15 protein-coding genes are annotated in these 18,576 nt (G+C 36.1%); 1 reads left to right on the top strand and 14 read right to left on the bottom strand.

What is annotated here, in order from left to right:
• Positions 1–2: 2 nt before the first annotated feature.
• The 3 genes from BCR21_RS11365 to BCR21_RS11375 all read right to left on the bottom strand — a co-directional run bounded on the left by BCR21_RS11365 (position 3) and on the right by BCR21_RS11375 (position 4,134).
• Positions 3–1,334 carry a 6-phospho-alpha-glucosidase gene (locus BCR21_RS11365; RefSeq protein ID WP_069646579.1) on the bottom strand — a complete coding sequence of 444 codons (1,332 nt, stop codon included), beginning with the start codon at positions 1,332–1,334 and terminating at the stop codon, positions 3–5.
• Between the two features lie 21 nt (positions 1,335–1,355).
• Positions 1,356–2,972, bottom strand: a complete 1,617-nt coding sequence (locus BCR21_RS11370) for an alpha-glucoside-specific PTS transporter subunit IIBC (protein WP_069646580.1) — start codon at positions 2,970–2,972, stop codon at positions 1,356–1,358.
• 226 nt (positions 2,973–3,198) lie between these two features.
• Complete coding sequence (locus tag BCR21_RS11375) at positions 3,199–4,134, bottom strand: YitT family protein (protein ID WP_069646581.1); 936 nt, start codon at positions 4,132–4,134, stop codon at positions 3,199–3,201.
• Between the two features lie 271 nt (positions 4,135–4,405).
• Here BCR21_RS11375 and BCR21_RS11380 point away from each other — a divergent pair, with 271 nt between their 5' ends.
• A complete protein-coding gene (locus BCR21_RS11380; RefSeq protein WP_069646582.1) occupies positions 4,406–4,900 on the top strand; it encodes a YajQ family cyclic di-GMP-binding protein in 495 nt (164 codons plus the stop codon).
• A 56-nt stretch (positions 4,901–4,956) separates the two neighbouring features.
• Here BCR21_RS11380 and BCR21_RS11385 read toward each other — a convergent pair whose 3' ends face one another.
• From BCR21_RS11385 to BCR21_RS11435, 11 genes are all read right to left on the bottom strand, one after another.
• Positions 4,957–5,922 carry an asparaginase gene (locus BCR21_RS11385; RefSeq protein WP_069646583.1) on the bottom strand — a complete coding sequence of 322 codons (966 nt, stop codon included), beginning with the start codon at positions 5,920–5,922 and terminating at the stop codon, positions 4,957–4,959.
• A 186-nt stretch (positions 5,923–6,108) separates the two neighbouring features.
• Positions 6,109–8,466 (bottom strand): ATP-dependent DNA helicase, encoded by a 2,358-nt coding sequence (locus tag BCR21_RS11390; protein WP_069646584.1) that lies wholly within the window; start codon positions 8,464–8,466, stop codon positions 6,109–6,111.
• Between the two features lie 149 nt (positions 8,467–8,615).
• Positions 8,616–9,776 (bottom strand): bifunctional glutamate N-acetyltransferase/amino-acid acetyltransferase ArgJ, encoded by a 1,161-nt coding sequence (gene argJ, locus BCR21_RS11395; RefSeq protein WP_240488094.1) that lies wholly within the window; start codon positions 9,774–9,776, stop codon positions 8,616–8,618.
• 214 nt (positions 9,777–9,990) lie between these two features.
• Complete coding sequence (locus BCR21_RS11400; protein WP_069646585.1) at positions 9,991–10,671, bottom strand: Bax inhibitor-1/YccA family protein; 681 nt, start codon at positions 10,669–10,671, stop codon at positions 9,991–9,993.
• Positions 10,664–11,146 (bottom strand): MaoC family dehydratase, encoded by a 483-nt coding sequence (locus BCR21_RS11405; RefSeq protein ID WP_069646586.1) that lies wholly within the window; start codon positions 11,144–11,146, stop codon positions 10,664–10,666. Before BCR21_RS11405 ends, BCR21_RS11400 begins: the two co-directional genes overlap by 8 nt.
• Positions 11,147–11,363: 217 nt before the next feature.
• Positions 11,364–12,701: a UDP-N-acetylmuramate--L-alanine ligase gene (gene murC, locus BCR21_RS11410; protein ID WP_069646587.1), complete on the bottom strand. Its 1,338-nt coding sequence runs from the start codon at positions 12,699–12,701 to the stop codon at positions 11,364–11,366.
• A 258-nt stretch (positions 12,702–12,959) separates the two neighbouring features.
• The gene (locus BCR21_RS11415; protein ID WP_139125656.1) at positions 12,960–13,166 is read right to left on the bottom strand and encodes a hypothetical protein; all 207 of its coding nucleotides are present in this window, start codon (positions 13,164–13,166) and stop codon (positions 12,960–12,962) included.
• A 1,085-nt stretch (positions 13,167–14,251) separates the two neighbouring features.
• Positions 14,252–15,178 carry a hypothetical protein gene (locus BCR21_RS11420; RefSeq protein ID WP_455326419.1) on the bottom strand — a complete coding sequence of 309 codons (927 nt, stop codon included), beginning with the start codon at positions 15,176–15,178 and terminating at the stop codon, positions 14,252–14,254.
• Positions 15,179–15,353: 175 nt separating this feature from the next.
• On the bottom strand, positions 15,354–16,652 hold the full coding sequence (gene asnS / locus BCR21_RS11425) for an asparagine--tRNA ligase (protein ID WP_069646821.1): 1,299 nt from the start codon (positions 16,650–16,652) through the stop codon (positions 15,354–15,356).
• 49 nt (positions 16,653–16,701) lie between these two features.
• Positions 16,702–17,892 carry a pyridoxal phosphate-dependent aminotransferase gene (locus BCR21_RS11430; protein WP_069646590.1) on the bottom strand — a complete coding sequence of 397 codons (1,191 nt, stop codon included), beginning with the start codon at positions 17,890–17,892 and terminating at the stop codon, positions 16,702–16,704.
• Between the two features lie 118 nt (positions 17,893–18,010).
• Entirely contained in the window at positions 18,011–18,517 is a 507-nt protein-coding gene (locus BCR21_RS11435; protein ID WP_069646591.1) for a cell wall elongation regulator TseB-like domain-containing protein, read from the bottom strand.
• Positions 18,518–18,576 lie beyond the last annotated feature (59 nt).

Raw genomic sequence — 18,576 nt, forward strand, 5'->3', positions numbered from 1 at the left:
GACTATGACAATTTAGGCCAAAATTCTTTATTCGCTTCCACTAGATCATCTAAAATCTCTTGGGCAACTCGAGCATTTGGTACAATTCTAGACAACATTAGTGCTTGCCATAATTTTTGGTAAGAGCCTTCTGCCCATGCCTCGACAACTAATTTTTCGACTGCTACTTGTTGCTCCATCAAGCCCTTTTGAAAGCGAGGGATTTTTCCTTGAACGATTGGCTCTGGCCCATTACTTCCAACAATACAGGGAACCTCAACCATCGCGGTTTCATCGAAATTAACAACAGCTCCTTGATTTTCAATGATCAACAACATTCTTTCATGAGTGTTATAGGCAATTGCTCTTGCTAGATCTACAATATATGATGCGTGTTCATCAACTTCCAGAGTTGTTCCTTTAGCCGTTCCAGCTTGGGTAATTCGATTACATTCACCAAAAACATGTTTCTCACGTCCAGCCATTACTTCATTTGCTCTTGTATATTCTGGATTCGCATGTGCTACTTCATCTTGCGGGTAGAAATAATATTTCAAATACGTATTCGGTAAGGTAGTGGGATCAACTGCAAATACTTCTTTGGCTTTGGCAAACGTATGCATCCAGCTAGCATCTGTATGTTGAGATTCCTCGATTTCTTCTTTCAGTGAATAACCATATTCCTTCACATGCTCTTTGATTTTCGGCATCAGATCATTGCCTTCTTTATCTCTGATATCCGTCCACCAGCCGAAGTGATTCAAGCCATAATACCGAACCACCATTTCTTTTCTAGAACTTAAACCAACTGCTTTCGCCATTCTTTCTTCGATACCGACTGGCATATCACAAATATTGATAATTTTTGTATTGGGACGTAATTTTCGAGTAGCCTCAGCCACGATAGCTGCCGGATTTGAGTAGTTCAGCATCCACGCATCAGGTGAGTATTTTTCCATATAATCGATCAATTCTAGCACGCCTCCAATCGAGCGCATCCCATAAGCAATACCTCCTGGTCCACATGTTTCCTGTCCGATTACCCCATATTTTAAAGGGATCTTCTCGTCTTTTTCCCGCATAGCATATAGACCGACACGAATATGAGCCATCACAAAGTTAACATCGGTAAAGGCTGTCTTAGGATCTGTGGTTGCTAAAAATTCAATTTCTGGTGCTTGTTCTTTGATGATGATCTCGCAAGCATCCGCAATTTGTTTTTGTCTTTCTGGATTATTGTCATAAAATTTGATTTGTCTGATAGGAAATTTTTCTAAGTTATCCAATAACATTAAAACGATTCCGGGAGTAAATGTACTTCCCCCACCTGCAATTACGATTGAAAATTTCTTCATTTTTTTCCAGCTCCTTCATTTTTATTCATTTATTTGATTTTCATTTCCTAATGCTAATAAGTTCTCGAATTGCTCTCTTACTTGAGGGACATCTAAACCAACGATCACTTGAAATGCGCTACCACTTCTAACAACGCCATGAGCCCCACCTTCTTTAAATGCACTATCAGGTAAAACAATTCCTTCATCTTTCACTGTAATTCTTAAACGAGTCGCACAATTATTGACCTTTTCGATATTATCACTACCGCCAAACGCTTCTAAATAAACGGCTGCTTGTTCTGTATATTGATTTGCACCGGCCATAGCAACCTCGCCCAAAGTTCCAGCTTTTTTCGCTTCTTTATATTCTTTTTTACTATACAATTTAACTTCTTGGTCTTCTTCTTCTCTTCCAGGTGTCGCGAAATTAAATTTCAAAATCAACGCTCGAAAAACGACAAAATAGATCAAAGTGAAGGATAAACCAATAATCAATTGCGTGAAAATCATCCCTTTATGATTTGCAAATAGCGGAATCCAGTTTTTTGCCAATAAATCAATAAAGCCACCACCCATATCTCCTACAACACCGAAGAAATACATTGTCGCAGCCATTGTTGCAGCTAATACAGCATGTAAAACAAATAATGGCGGTGCAACAAATAGGAACGTAAATTCCAATGGTTCTGTAATACCAGCTAAAACGGCAGTCAAAGTTACAGGAATCAAAATAGCTAACACTTTTTTCCGCTTATCAGGTTTTGCGGTAAAGTAAAATGCTGCTGCGATCCCAGGTGAAGCAAAAATTTTCGAGTTTCCATGTAAAGCAAAACCACCTTGTGGGAATAATTGTTTAAGTGGTGTTGTTGTTTGCGCATATTCATTTAAGTGAGCCATCCAATATTTAGTAATGCCATTTTCAACAACTGCTGGTCCAAAAACAAACGGTGTATAAATGAAATGATGCAATCCTGTAGGAATTAAAATTCTTTCCAAAAACGTATACAACCAAACCCCAAAGGTTCCTGCACTCGCTAAGAATGTCTGCATTGAACTGATACCCATTTGAATTTTCGGCCAAATCAAACAAATCAGAAAAGCAATCGGCAACATAGCGAAAAATCCTAAAATTACTACTAACGATGACCCTTGAAAAATACCTAAAAAGTCTGGTAACTTAGTATCAAAGTAACGATTATGCAGCCAAACCACGATTGCTGAAATAAAAATAGCACCAATAATCCCTGTATCTAATGTTTTGATACCTGCAATCAGTTTCATCCCACTATCGCCACCAACTTCTTGGGAAAAATCAACCCCAAAGAACGGACCGAAATATTCTAGCATGCTACTGATAAAATAATTACAGGTCAGATAAATTACAAAAGCTTCCATCGCTGCCCGAGCGTTAGCTTTTTTAGCTAATCCAATCGGTAATCCAATCACAAATAGCAACTCCATTTGATTAAAAACAGTCCAAGCTCCACTTTCCAAAACAGACCAGACACCATACCAAACGGTACCTTCATTGGCAATATTTCCAACGATCATTGGATTTTTAAATATAATCGCAAGCGCTACCATAATTCCCGAAAATGAAAATAATAAGACCGGAGTAAACATTGCTCCTCCAAACCGCTGCACTTTCTCCATCACTAACGAAACACCTTCCTTCTTTTTATTTGTTTTACATGTTAGTTATAGCATTGCATGAATGCGCTATCAATACTTCTAAGAATTTCTGGGAAGCCAGTTATCTGATAGAGAAAAAGTGTCAACGTCTGGGAAATTTATCAGGTAAATTATCAACAAGCTTAAATCAAAAAAATTCATCAAAAATCTGATTGAAATCAGAATTTTTGATGAATTCGAAAAGACGCTTTTATTTTTGTTTTGACTTATATTTCTTCATCTCTGGGAAACTCCCTGTACTTTTAAAAATACGTTGCTCATCTTCATTTGCAAATCTTCCTAACACAGAATGCGTAGGAATAATATTCATAAAGGCATTTTCATCAACTTCATAAACGATTTGTTCTAAATCATACAACTCATAACGCGTGATCACCATCATGATCATACGTCCTTCAACACCAGAATAACCACCCATCGATGGCAACAAAGTCATCCCACGAATCATTTGTTTTGAAATTGCCTGTGTCACAACTTCAGGCTGAACCGTTACAATCATAGCTGTGACTTTTTGATGACTTGTATGGATCGTATCGACCACCTGAGTCATACAATAAATCGAAATAATCGTATATAGCGCACTTTCCCAATCAAAAACAAAACCAGCTAAAGCCACAATGATTCCATTCAGCATGAACATATAATTACCAACTGTTTTACCTGTTGTTTTCGATAGAACCAATGAAATAACATCCATTCCGCCAGTTGTAAAACCCATTTTAAGCGATAGACCTGCACCAATCCCGATTAGAACTCCGCCAACAATCGCGTTCATCAATGGATTCGTCGTGATCACTTCGATTGGAATCAAAATTGTTGTCAGTGACACCCATGCTACATTTAAAAAACTGTAAATCGTTGATTCTTTCCCAAGTTTCATAAATCCTAAAACAAAAATCGGAATATTTAATAACAAAATAAAAAGACCTGTATCGATTGTAATCCCAAGATGTGTATATAATAACGTTGCAATGATTTGTGCAACTCCATTCATTCCAGCAGAAAAAACCTTAGCTGGTATCAAAAAAAAGTTCAAGCTGATTGCTACTAAAATCCCAGTAACAAAAATAACAGCAATCTTCTTCAATGTCTCACTTTGTTTGTACGAAATAACCCACTTACTCATCCAAAACTTCCCCCTCACATGAATTGCCTCAATACTCTTTCGAGCTTCAATATTTGCTTCTTTAGATAAAATCCCTCGAATTAGGATAACAGTTTGCTAAAAAAAAGAAAAGAAAAAAAGAGGAAAATGAGGATTATTTTAGTCTTACTCATTGCCCTTTCTATCGTTCCCCTTCTCTTGAACTGATCTTTATCCTAAAAATATTTTATACTTGTTTCTTCCCTAATTAATGGTACTATAAAAGTAAGAAATAATGAGAGGAGCTTATCCAATGGCAGCAAAAGAAGCAAGTTTTGATGTAACATCCGAAATGAATATGGAAGAAGTCAAAAACTCTATCCAAATCGCACTGAAAGAAATCAAAAACCGTTTTGACTTCAAAGGATCAATCGCAGATATCAAATTAGAAAATAATAAATTAGTCGTGGTCGCAGAAGATGACTATAAAATCGAGCAAGTAAAAGATGTCTTGTTCAGTAAGTTAGTTAAACGTGAGGTCCCTATTAAAAATATCCACTTCTCAACAAGTGAAAAAGCACTTGGCGGTTCTGCCCGTCAATATGGTGATTTGATTAGCGGAATTGATCGTGATAATGCTAAAAAAATCAACGTTGCTATCAAAAATTCCGGCATTAAAGTTAAATCTCAGATTCAAGAAGATCAAATCAGAGTAACTGGGAAAAGCCGTGATGATTTACAGAAAGTGATTACGTTGCTTAGAAATTTAGATTTACCAGTGGAATTACAATTTACGAATTTCCGTTAATATAAAAGCATAACTAGCTGAAACAATTTGTTTCTAAGCCCGTTATGCTTTTTCATTTATTCACTCAAGAAATCAGATAATGCCTGTGGATCTTTCCCACTGTTTAAGCCGACGATCAATCGGATTCGAGCTTTCGGTCCGTTTAAACCTCTAGAAAAAATAATGCCCATTTTCTTTAAATTAACGCCGCCACCTTCATAATCATAAATATCCTCAGCGATTCCATTTGAACAGCGGGATACTAAAACGATTGGGATATTTCTAGCTAAGAGACGTTCTAATGATGGTAAAGTCTCTGGTGGAAGATTACCAGCACCTAATGCTTCTATCACAATACCATCTGTCTGATCATTATCCACTAAATCGAACAAACTGCCATCCATTCCAGCATAAGCTTTAATCACATAAACTTCACCTGATACATTTTGGATATCACAAACTTCTTGCGGACGCACTTCACTAGCAAAAAAAGTACGTTCCTTGGCAATCATACCAATCGGACCAAATGTTGGGGTCCGAAATGTTGCAACATTTGTGGTATGAGTTTTCGTCACATAACGAGCTGTATGAATTTCATCATTCATCACAACCAACACCCCTTTGCCAACAGATTCATCTGAGCAAGCCGTCCAGACTGCACTAATAAAATTATATAATCCGTCTGTCCCAATTTCATTACTAGAACGCATAGCCCCTGTTAGTACAACTGGAATTTTATTTTCTAGTGTAATATCTAGAAAATAAGCTGTTTCTTCTAACGTGTCTGTTCCATGAGTGATCACTACTCCATCAACATTTTCAGTATACGCTTTTTGAATACGTTCCTTTAATTCCAACATCCGTTCTAAGGTCATGTGAGGAGAAGGAATATTGAAAATCGGTTCTACAATCAAATTTACTTTCCCTGCTAGTAGTTCTTCTTGGTTGAGCAGTGGATTCATGTTGTTTGTCGTGACATTTCCATCTGCCTCTTTTGACATCGAAATCGTACCGCCTGTATGTAATACTAAGATTGTTTTCATATTTTAGTCTCCCAACAATAATTTTATTTAAATAAACTGGTAAATTTTTGCTCAAAAAAGAGCCGATAATCAGACCTTCGGCTTTTTTATAGTCATTGTACATCATTAAAAATAAAGAGTAGCTTCTACAAATCAGTTCCTGTTTTAGTATACCAGTAAGACGCGTTTTTTCCTATTATCATTTGCTTAATCCAATTGCCAAAACTGTTGTATAAGCGCCTTTGTCTGTTCATGGGAATAAGAAGTTTGAACCTGATTCCAATGAGGCGGAAAAAAACGTTGAACAGCAGCTGTTGAAAATCGCTGATCCAACAGCAAAACGATCCCTCTATCCTCTATATCTCTAATCACTCGACCTGCCGCCTGCAAGACTTTATTCATCCCAGGAATTTGATACGCAAATTGAAATCCTTGATTTTTTTGTTGATCATAATAACCTTTGATCAATTCTTGCTCATGATTGATTTGCGGTAATCCAACTCCAACAATTGCAGTACCGATCAAGCGACTGCCTTTTAAATCGATCCCTTCTGAAAAAATCCCTCCTAAGACACAAAAACCAATTAATGTTTCTGTCGGTTCTAAAACAAAATCAGCCAAAAAAGCTTCACGTTCTGCTTCATTCATCATGCTAGCTTGTATTTTTGTTTTGACGTGGGGATTTTTTTCTCGGAACATTTCATAAATAATATCCATGTACGAATAGGACGGAAAGAAAACAAAATAATTTCCCTGCTTTTGCTGAATCATATTCGTTAAACTTTCAATGATTTTTTCATAGCTATTAACACGTTCTTTATAGGTCGTTTGAATATATTTTTCGATCACCAATAATTGGTTTTCTTTTGGAAACGGACTGGGAATTCGATAACGTAAACTTTCCTCTCCACCACCTAAAATTTCCTGATAATAATCTAACGGCGTTAAACTTGCTGAAAATAAAATACTGGCTTTTCCTTTGTCTAGTTTTTGCTGTAAAAGATAGTTTGGGTCAATACAAAATTGCTTGACGATGATGTCATAATTTTGACAATTCACATACGTGCAGTAATGGTCATCATACCCTTCGCTGATTTTAGTATAATTCAGCAACTCAAAATAAACAGACAAGATTTGATTCAACTCAGCATGATCTTGATTTTCTGGGAGCCACTCTTTGATTTTTTCAGCTAGCGAATACGCCGCTTTAACAAGAGAATCGATTGGCGCATGTTGATGTAAAAATTCTTTTTCTTCTTCATCACAAACTTGTTTGATTCTTTCAAATTCTTTTTCGATTTTGTTAAGCGCTCGGATCAGCTTGGTCTGATTCTTATCCAGTACTTGTTTCAGTGCTGAAAACTTACTTTTAGACAATTCTGCCGAATACATTTCTCTAGAGCGATTGACTAAATTATGAACCTCATCTACTAAAAATATATTTTCTTTGACTTCTGTCTGCTCCTCAAAAAAACGTCTTAAATAAACAACAGGATCAAATAAATAATTATAATCGCAAATCACTAAATCACACCACAAACTAACATCTAAAGAAAGTTCAAACGGGCATAAGGTATGTTTACGAGCATAGAGTTCAATGATTTCACGAGTAAATTGATTTTCATTGTTTAACAGATCCCATAATCCTTCATTCAAACGATCATAATAGCCATTAGCAAAAGGACAAGCTTCCGGCGTGCAGTTTCGTTCCGTTAAGAAACATATTTTATCTTTTGCTGTTAAGGTAACACTTTTTAGCTGCATATCCTTTTGTTTCATCGCTTCTACAGCATCTTCTGCTACTTGGCGAGTGATTGTTTTAGCGGTTAAATAGAACGCTCTTTCTGCTTGTTCTTCACCAATTGCTTTTAGTGTTGGAAATAAAGTCGAAATAGTTTTTCCCGTTCCAGTTGGCGCTTCAACAAATAATTTTTGATCACTTAAAATTGTTTTATAGACAGCCACAGCTAATTCCCTTTGGCCAGCCCGATAATCGCCATATGGAAAAGGTAATTTTTGTAATGAGCGGTTCCGAATTTTACGCCAATTGGCTTTGAAAATCAGCCATTGTTCATATTTTTGAGTCAGATCGTCAAAGAATTCTTTTAACTGTTCTTTGGTAAATTCCTTTTCTTGTCGAGTAATTTCTTCGGTTGTTGTTTGATAATAGGTCAATTGCAACGTGATTTCATCTAAGTCTTCCTGCTGGCAATAAATATGTCCATAACACATCACTTGATACCAATACATGTCGATTTGTTCTTCTAACAATTCTGAAAATGCAGGTTCTGATGTTTTGATTTCATCAATCACAGTTCGTTTTGTATCATCAATAAAAATGCCGTCTGCACGACCTTCAATTATGTAGGTTTGCTGGTTTAATTCTATGTTAATAGCGAGTTTGATTTCTTTTTGATAATTCTCACCGGCTGTTTTCTGAAGTTTTCGATGGATCTTTGCGCCTTCTAACGCGGTATGTTCGCTAGTATGTCTAGCGTCGATACTCCCTCTGCGCAAAATAAACTCCACTAATCTGCGGACTGCGATTCTTTGCGTATTCTGCATATTCGATCCCACCTATTCTGTCCTTATTATAGAACATACATTCGTAAAATAAAAGAGAAGAAAGTAAAACTTTTAAATTTAGAATCAAGGTGGGGCCGACTAGCTAATTGTATGCTTTTTCTAAGAGTCCAACCAGCAATGATAGATACTCAAGTCGAGTAATCACTATTTATTTTGACATACTCATAACTTAAATCACAACCGATCACTTCAAAACTTTCTGTGCCTTGATGTAGATCGACCGTTAAATAAATGTCCTCATTTTGTTCAATGTATTCAGCGATTTTGTTGATGTTTTGTTTTTCTTCATTATTAGTTGAAAAAATTGGATACTGTCCATAATAGATTTCTACTTTATTTTGATCAAAAATCAACCCTTCTGTTTTACCAAGAGCCATTGCTATACGCCCCCAATTAGGATCATGTCCAAATAAAGCAGTCTTTACTAAAGGTGAGTTGATGATCGATTTCCCGGCATTTTTTGCTTGTTCTTTGCTTTCAGCATTTTTGACTGTCACAAACATCGTCTTTGTAGCGCCTTCAGCATCTTTTACTACATCTAATGCTAATCCTTTACAGATTTGATTCAACGCTTCTTGCAATTCTGTTTTTTTGACTTCATGGTGCCCACTGGCTAAAAATGCGACTGTGTCACTAGTACTTGTATCCGTATCGATACTGATTGTATTGAAAGATTGATCGACTGCTATTTTCAACATAGGATAAATCTCTTGTTTTTCCACTTTTGCATCAGTCAAAATGTAGGACAACATCGTCGCCATATTTGGTTCGATCATTCCTGAACCTTTGACGATTCCTAAAATCGTAGCCTCTCCAACTTTCAAGCTACGAACCTTGATTCGGTTATCTGTTGTTAAAATAGCTTGTGCAAAATCTTCATAATTCTCTTTTAAAACGATCGGCTCTGCATCTAAAAAATTTTCAATGCGCTCAATCGGTAGCTGCGGACCTATTACCCCCGTAGAGGAAGGGAGGATATTTTCCTTTTCGATCGTTAGTTTATTCGCTAATTTTTCTAAAATTTTATACTCATTTTCTCTACCAATTTTACCAGTTGCAACATTAGCAATACCGCTCGTCACCACTACAGCCTGCAATTCAGTATTTTTCACGTGGTCTTTCCCGATAGGAATACATTCTCCGCAAAATGTATTTTTTGTAAAAACTGCCGCAGCATGACAAACTTTATCTGCTACGATCAGCCCAAAATCTTTTCTTTTTTTCTTTATCCCAACATGCGTCCCGTAAAACTGAAATCCCTTTGGCACTTTTTCATACACTTCCATCATTTACACCATCCCATACATTGATAATCATCTGTATTTCTCTGATTTTATAAAAGTATAAATCAAAGCACCAGGTTAGTCAATGCATTTTATATCACATTTTTACTAAATAAAGAATTTTAATTCATTATAATTTTCATTTTGTGTATAAATATCTATATAAACAAAAAAACAGTATCTAGATTTCTCTAGATACTGTTGATTTAGTTTCATTGGATTAATTGTTTTTACCAAAAATTCGTAAGAAAGCTAAGAATAAGTTGATAAAATCAAGGTATAATTGTAACGCGAAGAATACTGCGATACCAGTTCCTGCTTGTCCACCTGATTCGTTATAAACTTGGCGAATTCTTTGATTATCATAAGCTGTGATTCCAGCAAAGATCAGTACCATCAAAATAGAGATGAAGAATGATACTGCGCTACTGCGTAAGAAAAAGAAATTAATCACCATCGCAATGATAATTCCGATCAACGCACTGTAAGCAGCGTGGCCCATTGCAGATAAATCTTTTTTTGTAAACATTCCTACTAATGACATTGCGCCAAAAGTTGCTGCTGCACTTACAAAGGCACTAACCACAGTTGCTTGTGCGTATAATAGTAGTGTCGCAGATATTGTCACACCATTTAAAATGGAATAAACCAAAAAGCCACTAATCGCTAAAGTAGGATTCTTTTGTGCTTTAACACCTAGAAATATGACTAGTCCAATTTGGGCGATCCATAAACCAAAAAACAAAGCTGTTGAATGCAACAATGTTACTAAAACGATTGGGTAAACATTTAAAATCAGATAGGATACCAGCGCACTAACTCCGATTCCCATCGCTAAAAATGCATAAATCTTTGAATAAAACTTGTTTATTCCGGCATTTACTACTGCTCCATTATTCATCTATTTCTCCTTCTTTCTCTTCTAAATCTGTTATTGTAACTTGAGGGGGCTGCACCATTACGACCGCATCAAGTACTCGATCTTCTTCCTCATTTACGACTTCAATCGAAATTGTCACAACATCTTTCATTTTATCTACCTTGATCACTTCAAACTGAAACGTCAATGTTTCGTAATGAAAAACGGGTTCCACAAAGTTCACAGAAAAATTCACCACATGAGATCCTGGTCCTGGTAAATGCTTTGAAATTGCACTCGTGATGATTCCCATCAGCATGATCGATGGTACGATTGGTTTGCCATATTCTGTTTTTTGGGCATAATCATGTTGGATATATAAGGGATTGGCATCGTTTGTTAAGCCCAAATAAAGGAGCAACTCTTTATCTTCGATCGATTCGGTTAAAGACAGCGAATCGCCTTCCTCAATATCTTCGATGGTTTTGCCTAATTTTCTCGGTTTTCCGATATTCAAATTAGTACACCTCCACTAATGATAAGATAATTGTACCAAAATGACGATAAAAGGCAAGTTAAAAAGAAGAGGCAGGTAAAAAAGCGTTTAGCTCCGAGAAATAAGAAGGAATTCACGAAAATTGTTCTTCAAATTTTTGTGAATTTCAGCTTATTTCCGAAGGAGTTGCTTTTTTCCCGCCGTTTATTCTGATTAAGAAATAAATTTAGCTATATAATTATAAAACACTTCTAGTCGTATTACTTAATAGCGTTTCATATGCTTGTTCAAATTTCTGAACATCGCCTGCACCCATGAAGACCATTACAGCATTCTCATGATCTAAAAGCGGAGATACGTTATCTTCTTTGATGACTTGTCCACCTTTTTGGATTTTATTCCCTAAATCTTCGATTTTTACATCGCCTTTTTGTTCTCTAGCAGATCCAAAAATATCACAAAGATATACAGCATCCGCTAAATCCAAGGCTTCAGCAAAATCATCCATCAAGGCAATCGTACGTGTGAAGGTGTGCGGTTGAAACACAGCAATGATTTCTTTATCTGGGTATTTTTGACGAGCGCCATCGATTGTTGCTATGATTTCTGTTGGATGGTGAGCATAATCATCCACAATGATCATGTCTGAAACTTTTTTCTCTGTAAAACGACGTTTTACACCTTCAAAAGTCAGCATCTCTTGTGCTACTTTATCCATATCCAAATCTTCAAAATAAGCTACAGCAATCACGCCTAATGCGTTCATGATATTGTGTTGACCAAATGCTGGTAATACAAAGTGCCCAACAAATTCTTCATTGTGATAAACATCGAAAGAGGAACCTTGTGTTGTCCGTTTAATATTTTTAGCTTGAATATCATCATCATCTGCTAGTCCATAATAGTATACTGGAACATCAGCTTTTAATTGACGTAGATACTTATCATCACCATAAGCAAAAATCCCTTTTTTCACTTGTTTCGCCATTGTTTGAAAAGCAGAAAATACATCTTCGATACTCTTAAAATAATCAGGATGGTCAAAATCAATATTTGTCATAATCGCATAATCTGGAGAATAGGCTAGGAAATGACGGCGATACTCACACGCTTCAAATGCGAAAAATTCAGCATTGGGATCACCATGACCTGTCCCGTCTCCAATCAGATAGCTTGTTGGTGCGATTCCAGTCAATACATGAGACAATAAGCCTGTTGTGCTCGTTTTCCCATGTGAGCCCGTCACAGCTACACTTGTAAACGGCTGAATGAAACGTCCAATAAAATCATGATAACGAATGATTTCCGCTCCTAATTCTTTTGCACGAACTAATTCTTCATGTGTATCAGGGAATGCATTCCCTGCTATCACGATCATGTCTTTTGTGATGTTTTCTTTATCGAAAGGTAAAATAGTAATACCAGATTTTTCTAAATCACGTTGTGTAAAGAAATACTCTTCTACATCAGAACCTTGTACACTTAACCCTTTTTCAAATAATACAAGTGCTAATGAACTCATACCTGATCCCTTGATTCCAACAAAATGATACAATACGTTTTCTTTTTTATCCATGATAATCCTCTTCTCTTACTCGCTATATATAAAAATTAATGTCATCGTTTTTATAAAATTGTACGTTCCCCATTATCGTACAAATCCCCAAAATAATCAACCCAAAACAGCCAGATAATTACTAAGAAAGATGAAAACACTTATCTAGCTCGATGATGCTGTTTTGCTAATTATGTCTCCATACAACGAAATAACTCTGACACAAAAGCTTTGGTGAATACTAGCTGATTTCTTTAAGCTATGCACTATTGTCTCATCTCATTGATTGATGCATTTAGGACCTAGCTCTATTGTCCACAAAATTTGAGCACTGTATATTTTATCTTTCATCAAGCTTCCAGGCATCATCTTCAATAAAAATTGCTGATCACTCTCTTTACCAAAGTCAAATTCTTGCAAACGATGGTCAGATTGACCTTTTTGTCGATAAATTTCAATTTCTTTTTCTTCCGTCATGTACTTCATGTCTTCTTTATCTTGAAAAACTATATCTGATGCTTTTTTTTCGCCTTATCTATTTTAAGTTGTGTAGTACTAAGCTTAATTGCTGTATGACTACTATCTGTAAATAAATACTCTATTAGTATCTTAGACTCTTCAATAGCATGAGCAAAATCAGCCAAAGTTACACTCGTAATACCACCAGTATTCCAATTCCTAGACTTATTATTATAATATGATGCATACTTTGACTAAATGCACGGTCCTCTTCCACTTCGTAATAATAAAATGAATTTAATTTGGGTCTACCTATTCCCAGAAAAACTGACAAATCGTATTTACTATTGCGGTTTCCTGCAGCTCCACTAGTCATAATAAAAGTGTATGCCCTTGCCGAAATTTGATAGATTTTTCCAAGTTTTGTATCAACGACTTACTTTACAGTCGCTTTTGCAGAACGAGAAGGTATGACAATTATGGTAGTTGTAAGATTATTCTCTTTTTTCATTGTAAACTTAGTTGGAGTATCATCTTGCCAATATCCAGGAAGAAGTGTAGGTTTTTGAGGAAGCGATTTATCATTTACAAGTGGAATTCATCCCTCATATTTCAACAAATCAGTCTTTGATAAACCTGCATCATTCGTAATTGGTGGGGGAAACACGTACTCTGCCTTTATTCTTGTAACAGTACGCTTTGAGATATTTATGTAAATTAACGAGCAAAAATTAAGTGTAACTATGGATAGGTAGACTATTTTTCTTTTCATATTATTTCTCCCCCATCCTATAGCTCAATCTATAACTCAGTTATTCAACACTCCAATTGTGAACATTTTTCTATTCAAAATAAGATAATATATTTGAGACGGAAATGGGTTATTTTACTTTGGTAATCATTTTCTACTTGAAAAATTGGATCTGTTGTTTTTAAATACAATACGTTATTAGTCTATAAAAAAAGATTAGTATGATTTCCGGTACAATACCGAAGCCATACTAACCAACTAGTTAGGTAATCTATTTATAATTTTTGAGTCCATATCAAAGGAGACAAAACAATTGATAGACTTTAGAAATAAGCTAGTATAGATTTTAAACGAAGCATTTCTATTTAAAATATTTGCTGTTTTCTAACTCCATACTTGAGTCTTCAATAATACCACTTAAGGACTTATCCAAGATGCCACGTTTTTTATCCTGTTCTGCTTCAGCTACTTTTTGACCGTATGCTGTTTGGCTTTTGGCATTTTCTTTCGCTGTTTTCAGTTCTTTTCGAGAGCGCGGTAATGTATGGCTAATATCTTCTTCTTTACCAAATCGTTCCATATCAGGTTTGATTTGTTGATATTGACGTCTTGTTACCGGAATTTCAGGCGAACCTTTAGGAATGTTGAATTTTTGAACTGTAGGGTCTTCATTCCCTTTCACTTGAAAGGCTGCTGGTTCATCGTCAAAAAGTAAATAAGAATTTTGATCCTTTTTCATAGCATCTGCTAATTCTTGTTCAGTCAAAGTGGGTTTTTTTTCTTCTGGAATGACAGAAGCTGGAATATATTTCGGTACAAAATAGGAACGGGTATCATAAGTAAAATCCTTTGAAAACGCCGCTTTATTTTTATTTGGAGATTGCTGAGAACCGAAACCATACGAACTTCTTTTAGGCATGTTGCCAAATAGATTACTTTTTTGTTTTGGTGACGTCGTTTTATTATGAGTCATCATATAATTAGGCAAATTAGATTTATGACGGGCTAATTCTGCTACTTGTTCTTGGCTGTGGGAAACATGTTGATTATTTGTCTGTGTCGATTGTTTTTGTAGCATTGGTTGAACACTTATCGGATCTATTACAGGGGAACTTTGCTGTTTTACTGTTTGTTTCGGTGTTTGCGTCCCCATATTAGTGAGCATTGGTTCTTCTTGAAACAATGTTCGTTTATTTTCAGAAACTAATTTCACGCCTAAGTCATCGTCATAAGCTGGAAAACGAAAATGTTTTCTTTTAATTTGAGTTGGGTTTTCCATTCGAGTCATTCCTTTATTCTACTTTCTGTCAATTCTACCATAAAAAAGCGGAATTCTAAACAATTTGCCTTATATTTTCTTTTTTCTTGCTGCAATTTTAACTGGGCGTTTGTATTTCTATAAAAATTAGTCGCCAAAACAAAGCACGATGCTTCTTTCAACGACTAACTTCACTTTTATATTTCTATGGGTAAATACGGTTTAATAAACGTGGGAATGGGCTTGCTTCACGAACATGCTCGATTCCTGCTAACCAAGTAACTGTACGTTCTAAACCTAGACCAAAGCCTGAATGCGGAACAGAACCGTAACGACGCAAATCTAAATACCAAGAATATTCTTTTTCATCTAGATTGTGGTTACGAATTTGCTCTAATAAGTAATCATGGTCGATTGCTCTTTCAGAACCACCAATGATTTCGCCATACCCTTCTGGTGCGATCATATCTGCACAAATCACGACATCATCACGAGTAGGATGTGGTTTCATATAAAATGCTTTGATTGCTTTTGGATAGTTTAAAATGAAGACTGGACGGTCAAATGAGTTGGCAATAAATGTTTCATGCGGTGAGCCAAAATCATCGCCCCACTCAATATCGTCAAACCCATTTTTCTTCAATAACTCAACTGCTTCATCATATGAAATACGTGGAAATGGTAATTGAGTATATTTTTTCAAGACTTCTCTATCACGTTCTAAAACGTCTAAAGCATGATCACAATTGTCTAATACACTTTGAACTAGAAACGCTACGTATTGCTCTTGTACTTCTAAACTTTCTTCTTGATGCATAAACGCCATTTCTGGTTCGATCATCCAAAATTCGATCAAGTGACGACGCGTTTTTGATTTTTCTGCTCTAAAAGTTGGGCCAAATGAGAAAACTTTACCGAAAGCTAAAGCGGCTGCTTCCATGTATAACTGTCCACTTTGAGATAGATACGCTTTTTGATCAAAATAGTTTGTTTCAAATAAATCAGTCGTACCTTCTGCTGTGCTGGCAGTTAGAATCGGCGGATCGATTTTCACAAAGTTGTTGTTATTGAAAAATTCATATGTCGCACGGATAATTTCGTTACGGATTTGCATGATAGCATGCTGACGTGACGAACGTAGCCATAAGTGACGGTGGTCCATCAAAAAGTCTGTTCCGTGTTCTTTTGGCGTGATTGGATAATCATGACTTTCACCGATGACTTCGATCCCTGTTACACCAATTTCATAACCAAATTTTGAACGGCTATCTTCTCTGATTTCACCAGTGATCCATACAGAGGTTTCTTGTGTTAGGCTTTTTGCTAACTGAAAGACTTCTTCTGGAACTTCACTTTTTACCACAATTCCTTGAAAATATGCTGTTCCATCACGTAATTGTAGAAAGGCAATTTTTCCACTTGAACGTTTGTTGGCAATCCAAGCACCTATTTTTACGGTTTCCCCTACATGATTTTTTGAATCAATAATTTGAATTTGTTCCACGATCGTCTCTCCATTCATTTATTCTTTTACCTATCCCGAATTAAGTATTTTATTTAATTGATTTTTTCTCAATAAACGCTTTGATCCGTTTGACTGCTTCTTTTAATGTCTCCAAATCTGTAGCATAACTGATCCGAACATTTTCTGGTGCGCCAAATCCTGCACCTGTAACAAGAGCTACTTGCGCTTCAGATAGTAGATCGTCTACCCATTTGGTCACATCTGTGTAGCCACACATCCTTAATGTTTCTTTGATGTTTGGAAATAGGTAAAATGCACCATGCGGTTTCTCTAGTTTGAATCCAGGTAATGCTGCAAACAGCGGGTAAATCTCATTTAAACGTGCTTCAAATGCTTGTCTCATGATTTCGACGGTATCTTGTTCTCCAATCAATGCTTCGATTGCTGCATATTGGCTGACAGCCGTGGGATTACTGGTCGATTGTGATGCAATATCATTCATTGCTGAGATAATCGTTTCATCCCCTACCGCATACCCAATGCGCCAGCCTGTCATCGCATAGCTTTTAGAAACACCATTGATAATGATCGTTTGTTTTCTGATTGCTTCAGATAAAGTAGCTATGGGTGTAAACGTGGCTCCATTATAAACCAGTCTGCCGTAGATATCATCTGATACGATCAAAATATCATTTTGTACAGCCCACTCACCGATTTCACGTAATTCTGCTTCGGAATAAATCATTCCCGTTGGATTAGAAGGTGAATTTAAAATCAATAATTTCGTTTTATCTGTTCTGGCTTCTTCTAGTTGTTCCACGGTTACTTTAAATTCTTTTTCCTGAGCACATGAGATAAAGACTGGTACGCCCTCAGCTAATTTAACTTGTTCTCCGTAACTTACCCAATACGGCACTGGGATAATCACTTCATCATTGGGATTCAATACCGCTTGAAAAAGGAGATACAAAGCAAATTTTGCACCATCTGTTACAATCACATTTTTTGCCTGATAACTCAGATGATAATACGTTTCAATATATTTTACAACCGCTTCTCGCAATTCCTTGATACCGGCAGAAGGCGTATAGTAGCTTGCTTTTCCGCTTTCGATAGCTTGAATTGCTGCTTGTTGAATATTTTTAGGTGTAGTAAAATCTGGTTCACCCACAGTTAAACTTAGAACGTCTTTGCCTTCCGCTTTTAATGCATTGGCTTTAGCAGAAGCCGCTAGCGTAACAGAGGGTTCTAATTTTTGTGCACGTCTTGATATATCCATATTATCGCTCCATTCATTTTTTAGTGGCTAATACGAAAGTGTTCAACGCTAACAAACAAGCTACTTTCCTATCCCCATTTTTCTTGGATTTTACAAATTTCCTCATAAAACTGTCTCGTCAGACATTTTTGATGATCATGATCTCTTCCGCTTTTTCAAATGATAACAGATAATAACTCAATGACCCGTCATCATTTTTTGTAACGACTTCCCAAGTAGGTTTTTCGTTATATAAGCCCAAGCTGATTTTTTGGATATTCTTTTCTTTATAGTCTGTTTCAATAATCTGGCGGATATGCCCTTCTTCCACACCATCTTTTTGATTTAAAACAGTTACTTTGTCTCCCTTTTTCGGGATAATCACAGCCAATTCTTCGCCTTTATCATCTTTACCCGTCACACTAAAGTAGGTATCTTTTCGGGTAAACCAATAAAAGTTATCGACTGTTTCCAAATGTGCATATTCTTTTGCAATTTCTGTCGCTTCTTTTTTCGCTTGTGTTCTTGGATGTGTTGAGCGAATATAGAAAATAGTGATCATGACAATAATCACTAATAACACCGCAATTACACTTACTAGGATCTTGGTTTTTCTTGCTTCATTGTGATCTTCTTGTTCTTGCAATCTTATCGCCCTTTCCAAACTTACTGGCTACCATTATAGCAGAAAATCAGTTTGATTTA

It is taken from the genome of Enterococcus ureasiticus (assembly GCF_001730285.1).
Lineage (GTDB): Bacteria > Bacillota > Bacilli > Lactobacillales > Enterococcaceae > Enterococcus_L > Enterococcus_L ureasiticus.

Coding starts and splice junctions, on each gene's coding strand:
- BCR21_RS11365 (WP_069646579.1), bottom strand. CDS start 1,334: ATGAAGAAATTTTCAATCGTAATTGCAGGTGGGGGAAGTACATTTACT.
- BCR21_RS11375 (WP_069646581.1), bottom strand. CDS start 4,134: ATGAGTAAGTGGGTTATTTCGTACAAACAAAGTGAGACATTGAAGAAG.
- BCR21_RS11380 (WP_069646582.1), top strand. CDS start 4,406: ATGGCAGCAAAAGAAGCAAGTTTTGATGTAACATCCGAAATGAATATG.
- BCR21_RS11385 (WP_069646583.1), bottom strand. CDS start 5,922: ATGAAAACAATCTTAGTATTACATACAGGCGGTACGATTTCGATGTCA.
- BCR21_RS11390 (WP_069646584.1), bottom strand. CDS start 8,466: ATGCAGAATACGCAAAGAATCGCAGTCCGCAGATTAGTGGAGTTTATT.
- argJ (WP_240488094.1), bottom strand. CDS start 9,776: ATGATGGAAGTGTATGAAAAAGTGCCAAAGGGATTTCAGTTTTACGGG.
- BCR21_RS11400 (WP_069646585.1), bottom strand. CDS start 10,671: ATGAATAATGGAGCAGTAGTAAATGCCGGAATAAACAAGTTTTATTCA.
- murC (WP_069646587.1), bottom strand. CDS start 12,701: ATGGATAAAAAAGAAAACGTATTGTATCATTTTGTTGGAATCAAGGGA.
- BCR21_RS11415 (WP_139125656.1), bottom strand. CDS start 13,166: ATGAAGTACATGACGGAAGAAAAAGAAATTGAAATTTATCGACAAAAA.
- BCR21_RS11420 (WP_455326419.1), bottom strand. CDS start 15,178: ATGACTCGAATGGAAAACCCAACTCAAATTAAAAGAAAACATTTTCGT.
- BCR21_RS11430 (WP_069646590.1), bottom strand. CDS start 17,892: ATGGATATATCAAGACGTGCACAAAAATTAGAACCCTCTGTTACGCTA.